This window comes from Methanobacterium spitsbergense (genome assembly GCF_019931065.1).
GTDB classification, from domain to species: Archaea; Methanobacteriota; Methanobacteria; order Methanobacteriales; family Methanobacteriaceae; genus Methanobacterium_B; species Methanobacterium_B spitsbergense.
Window position 1 is genome coordinate 1 of record NZ_JAIOUQ010000006.1, and the last position, 5,348, is coordinate 5,348.

General features: G+C 30.8%; 6 protein-coding genes and 1 pseudogene. 2 read left to right on the forward strand and 5 right to left on the reverse strand.

All coding sequences use genetic code 11. The features are described from left to right. The 4 genes and pseudogenes from K8N75_RS05555 to K8N75_RS05570 form a co-directional block, all read right to left on the reverse strand. A partial coding sequence (locus K8N75_RS05555; RefSeq protein WP_223791125.1) for a response regulator occupies positions 1 to 397 on the reverse strand: 397 nt, incomplete at its 3' end. Positions 398 to 403: 6 nt separating this feature from the next. After that, a complete protein-coding gene (locus tag K8N75_RS05560; protein WP_223791126.1) occupies positions 404 to 2,692 on the reverse strand; it encodes a PAS domain-containing sensor histidine kinase in 2,289 nt (762 codons plus the stop codon). A gap of 170 nt (positions 2,693 to 2,862) precedes the next feature. Continuing rightward, positions 2,863 to 3,377 (reverse strand): annotated as a pseudogene (locus K8N75_RS05565) (type 1 glutamine amidotransferase domain-containing protein). 41 nt (positions 3,378 to 3,418) lie between these two features. Further along, on the reverse strand, positions 3,419 to 3,736 hold the full coding sequence (locus K8N75_RS05570; protein ID WP_048190674.1) for a hypothetical protein: 318 nt from the start codon (positions 3,734 to 3,736) through the stop codon (positions 3,419 to 3,421). Positions 3,737 to 4,195: 459 nt separating this feature from the next. Here K8N75_RS05570 and K8N75_RS05575 point away from each other — a divergent pair, with 459 nt between their 5' ends. Beyond that, the gene (locus K8N75_RS05575; RefSeq protein ID WP_223791127.1) at positions 4,196 to 4,432 is read left to right on the forward strand and encodes a hypothetical protein; all 237 of its coding nucleotides are present in this window, start codon (positions 4,196 to 4,198) and stop codon (positions 4,430 to 4,432) included. Positions 4,433 to 4,557: 125 nt separating this feature from the next. Then, positions 4,558 to 4,695: a hypothetical protein gene (locus tag K8N75_RS05580; RefSeq protein WP_223791128.1), complete on the forward strand. Its 138-nt coding sequence runs from the start codon at positions 4,558 to 4,560 to the stop codon at positions 4,693 to 4,695. 137 nt (positions 4,696 to 4,832) lie between these two features. On the opposite strand, the gene nifU is transcribed toward K8N75_RS05580, so the two are convergent. After that, entirely contained in the window at positions 4,833 to 5,225 is a 393-nt protein-coding gene (nifU, locus tag K8N75_RS05585; protein ID WP_223791129.1) for a Fe-S cluster assembly scaffold protein NifU, read from the reverse strand. Positions 5,226 to 5,348 lie beyond the last annotated feature (123 nt).

Sequence of the window (5,348 nt, forward strand, 5' to 3'; positions counted from 1 at the left end):
ACTTCACAACGTTGATGAATTGATCAAGGTCCACTGGTTTGGTGATGTAACAATTGGCATTCATTTTGTATGTTTCAATGAGATCTTCTTCTGCATTGGATGTGGTGAGTATTACAACAGGAATGCATTTAAGTCTTTCATCATTTTTAATTTCCCTTAAAACCTCTCTTCCATCCTTTTTTGGAAGGTTTAAATCCAATAATATAAGATCTGGATTTACTGCATCTTTGTATTGACCCAGCTTACGAAGGATATCCATTGCTGCTTCGCCATCATATGCAACCTGCATTGAATTGAATATTTTGGCATCTTTAAACACATCTTTAATCAAACGAACATCACCAGGATTGTCCTCAACAAGTAATATTTCAATTGGATTGCTCATAGTAGGATTCATTTAATATCAACTCCTTATTGTAAAATTGAATTTACTACCTTCATCCTCTTTAGAATCTAAACTGATTGTTCCACCATGTCTTTCAACAATTCGTTTTGAAATTGCAAGCCCTATTCCAGTTCCATCATATTTTTCCGGTCCATGGAGACGTTGAAATATTTTAAAGATCCTTTCTCTGTATTCGGGCTTTATTCCTATACCATTGTCCTCAAATGAAAATAACCATTTAGAATCCAATTTTTCGGCTGTAATATGTATATGAGGGGTTTTTTTGCCTTTAAATTTAATTGAATTAGTAATAAGGTTCTGTAGTAACTGAACCATTTGTACCTCATCAGCTTTAACAACTGGAAGTTTATCACTAGTTATAACTGCATCATTTTCCCTTATTAAAATTTCTAAATTATGTTTAACCATACCTAATATATGATTCATATCAACATCAGAAAATTCTATGACTCTATTATTTAAACGTGAATAAGTTAGTAAATCATTTATTAATTCATACATACGTGCTGCTCCATCAACAGCATATCCTATGAAATCATCTGCATCTTTATCAAGTTTATTACCATAGCGTTTCTGAAGTAATTGTAAAAAACATGCAATCATACGTAAAGGTTCTTGAAGATCGTGGGCTGCAACATAGGTAAACTGTTCCAGCTCTGAATTTGTTAACTTCAGATTTTCCATTGTATCTTGAAGTTTTTTTTCAACATTTTTTCTTTCTGTTATATCGGTAAAAAGCACAGCAAACTGATTTTGAGCAGGTGAAAATGATAAAATATCATAATGCCTCTCTAATGTTGCGGAATATGAATCAAATTGTATTGATTCTCCTTTAATTGCTACATTACCATAAATTTTAACCCAATCTATATTATCCTCAGGAATAACTTGACTTTTGAGTTTTCCTATTACTTCTCCCTTTTTAAGCCCTGTGAGTTCCTCAAATGCAGGATTTATATCTAGGAAACGATAATCAACTGGTTTGCCTTCTTGGTTTAGTATGATCTCATGAAGTGCAAAGCCTTCGGTCATTTTGTTAAAAAGGGATTGGTAACGTTTTTTACTTTCCCTGAGTTTTTGATCGTAAATCATGAACTGGGTAATATCTTCGAATGTTGTGTAAACCTGGAAGGGTTTTTTTTCTCCATTTCTAAAATGGGGAACTGCGTGGATATTTAACCATGTGTAACCCTCTCTGTTGGGATAGTCAACACCCATAATAATATCTTCAACTTCTCTTCCAGTTTTTAGGGCAACCATAGAGGGATGTGCATCTCCTTGAAATTCTGTTCCATCGGGATGTATTGATTTCCATATGGGATCATTAGAGGTTCTTCCTTGAATCTCTTCAAAATTGTAACCCATTATTCTCTCTGCAGCAGGATTCATGGCAGTTATTTTACCATTTAGATCTTGATAAACAACTCCTTGGATCATTGTTTCAAATAATGTTCTATAATTTTCTTCAGCAATCTTAAAATGAGTTATATCACGTGCAATTCCGAAAATTCCAAGAATTTTATTATCATATCCCTTGTAAGGTCCTTTAGTGGACAAATAAGTTCTGAACTTTCCTTCCAGTTTAGAGAAGATTTTTTCTTCAAATGTAACGGTGTTTCCATCGTTTATTATTTTCTTATCTGACTTTACAATTGATTTTGCTTCATCTTGTGGAAATATATCCCAATCAGTGTGGCCTATAATCTCTGACATAGGTTTTCCAAATATCTTTGAAGCAGATGAATTGGCCATTAGATAATTGCCATCTAAATTTTTAAGGTAAATTGCATCTGTTGTATTTTCAATAATAGAATTTAGTATATTGAAACTTCTTTCCAATTTTTTTTCTATGCTTTTCTGATCGGTCATATCTCTGTTAATTGAGATATATCCATTAATATTTCCAAGATCATCTTTGATGGTTACAACTTTTGAGCTAATAAAAAGTGGAAAATTCTTCTTTGTTAATTGTACAACATTATCTTCATAGGATCCTTCATTAAGAAGTTCCTGCATTTTTTCTGTACATCCATTTTCCATATATTTGGTTTGAAGCACTTTTTTTACATCTTTTCCCAATACCTCATTAGCATTCCATCCGTAGATTTCTTCTGCTGCAGGATTCCAATAGTTTATAATAAAATTTTTATCTGTTATTATAACTGCATCTTTTAAAATAGATAATAATTCGATATCATAAGGTAGATAAACTTGTTTCCTATTTGGATTTTGTTTAGAATCTTCCAAATTTCTTTTAATATTTGTGAAACCCAGTTCATCTTTCATATACTCTCCTCGTATGTATACTTATTATTTTAATTATATCAGCAGTAACATGTCTACTTAGTATTTAAATACTAAAAAAAGCCTTAAATTTATATTACAATGTACTAATAAATTAATGAATTATTGGAACATTTTGAATATTCTAAATTAAAATTATTTTTTGTTTTCATTCAAATTTCTTCTAACCGTTTTAAAGAAGCCTTCGTGAATGCAGGAATGTCTGGAGGTCCTCTACTTGATATTAAGTTGCCATCTTCAACAACTTCCTGATTAATATATTCTGCACCTGCATTTTTAATGTCTTGTACAATTGATTTCCATCCTGTTACCTTTCGCCCTTCTATAACTTGGGCTGTGATGAGGAGTTGGGGTGCGTGACAAATTGCAAATACTGGTTTACCTGTATTGAAAAAGTCTTTTATAAATTTTACAGCACTTTTATATCCACGTAGATGGTCTGGAGAAATCCACCAGGAATGAGGATAGTATCTAATTTGTTAATATCCACTTCTGCAATATTTTCATCAATCTTTACAGGTGTTTTTTTTCGTTTTCCTTTAACAAGCTGACCTGATCTGAGTCCAATATGTAAAAGAGAATGTCCAGCATCTTTAAATGCTTTTGCAGGTTCTGTATACTCTACATCTTCAAACATTTCATCGATTACAACACCTACTAAAGCCATGTTTTCACTCCTTTGCAAAATGAAAAATAAAATTAATCAACTTATTTTTTCTTTTTCTTTGCATCGTTAAGAGATTTTAATGTGTTTAATGTTACTTCCTGTTCTAAATATCTCAATCTTTCCGCTAAAAAGTCTAAAACATGCTTCCTTTCTTCAAATGGTACATTCTTTTTTGAAAGCATATTAATTAGTTCAGTTGTACTTCTGACAGAGAATGAACCTGAGTTTTCATCCATCAGAATGATATCTCTTTTACCAAGTTCTTTGGCTGGTGAAACACATACTGCCCCTAAAATATTTCCTTTTCCATCCTTCACATCCATTGAACTTATGTAGTTGTGTTTAGTTTCGTTTCTCATTTTGAATCACCTTATTACATCTAATATTTTTTACTATAATTATTCTTTTTAAATTCTAAATCATAAATAGTTATTGGTATTTTTCTCCGAAATCTTGATAAATGGGCTTGTATAAAAATAAAAAAGAATGTGTCCCTGAAGTTTTCTTAACTCCAGGAACATCATCATGTAAGTCTGTTACGGAGGCGGTAGACAGACATGATCTTACAAGAACATATTTTTTTATCCAAGATTTTCTTAGAGGTTTTTTATAAATTTTTATGTTTCTGTACAATAACATTCTATTTCATAGTATTTATACTTAAGCCATAATTGCACCTTAATTCAGACTAATTCATCTTAATACTTTCTATATTAATGATGAATACTGGATTTTTATGACCAAATAGAAGATATTAATAGGATTGGAACAATAATTTTATTGTAAAATATGAAGTAGGTTGACATGGAGGTGTCCTAGTGATAATACAGTTACCTGTTTCAGTACGGGAAAAAGGAGTATTTTATGTTGCTGAATGTCCAGTTTTTCATTTATCCAGTGAGGGCCAAACATTCAAAGAAGCTCTAAAAAATATAAAAAATGACCTAGAAACATTTTTAGATGACGAAAAGGTCCAAAAGGAATATAAGGAAGTCATTAAAGATTATAGCATTAGGGATATTGAAATTGTAGATGTTGTTGTTAATCCTAGATAATTTATTATTTATTAAGATAAGATGTCTATGAAAATAATTCTATAAAATGTGTTGAATTAAAACCACATATTCAATAAATTATAAATTCTACTGTAATAATATTATATATACAGAGGTGTCAAACCATGAATGATAAAGAGTTGGATGAATTTGTAGAAAACTTTAAAGGATTGCTCTGGGATGAACTGGATGATGCACTCGGTGCCATGAATAGAGAAGACTTAATTGCAGTTATTGTTAAGTTAAAGAAAAGATATGGATAATCATTTATTTTTTTCTTATTTTTTTTATTTTTCATTTCGTTAAATTAGCTAATTATTGAATAATTCACTCTAATCAATAAAAAGAAAAAAAACCTTTATAATAATCAATTTTGTAAAATAAATATAAAAAAAAGTTGTTAACTGCTTTTACTTTGTTCTTTTTCGGCCTGTTTCATTTTATAATCAGCTATTGCAGCACGGAGTGCATCTGCTGCGAGATTTGAACAGTGCATCTTAACAGGTGGAAGTCCTTCCAATTCATCAGCAACATCATTTCTTGAAATTTTAAGTGCTTCTTCAATTGTTTTTCCAATTGCCATTTCTGTTATCATACTGCTTGTTGCTATGGCTGCACCGCAACCAAAGGTTTTAAATTTAATATCGGTTATAATGTTGTCTTCAACCTTTATGTATATGGTCATCAGGTCCCCACAGGTGGGATTACCTTCTGTTCCAACACCACTAGCATCCTCTATTTCTCCAACATTTCTTGGATTTTGAAAATGATCCATTACCTTTTCGCTGTACATTACTAATCATCTCCCTCTAAAACAATGTAAGTTAGATCTGTCATTTTAAATTATATTTTGAAATTCTTAACAATTTAATTTATTTTAGTAAATGGTCTAATGTCAATATAATATAGAATTTTG

Excerpts from the sequence above, each read along its gene's own strand:
- K8N75_RS05560 (WP_223791126.1), bottom strand. The coding sequence starts at position 2,692 with ATGAAAGATGAACTGGGTTTCACAAATATTAAAAGAAATTTGGAAGAT.
- K8N75_RS05570 (WP_048190674.1), bottom strand. The coding sequence starts at position 3,736 with ATGAGAAACGAAACTAAACACAACTACATAAGTTCAATGGATGTGAAG.
- K8N75_RS05580 (WP_223791128.1), top strand. The coding sequence starts at position 4,558 with ATGAATGATAAAGAGTTGGATGAATTTGTAGAAAACTTTAAAGGATTG.
- nifU (WP_223791129.1), bottom strand. The coding sequence starts at position 5,225 with ATGTACAGCGAAAAGGTAATGGATCATTTTCAAAATCCAAGAAATGTT.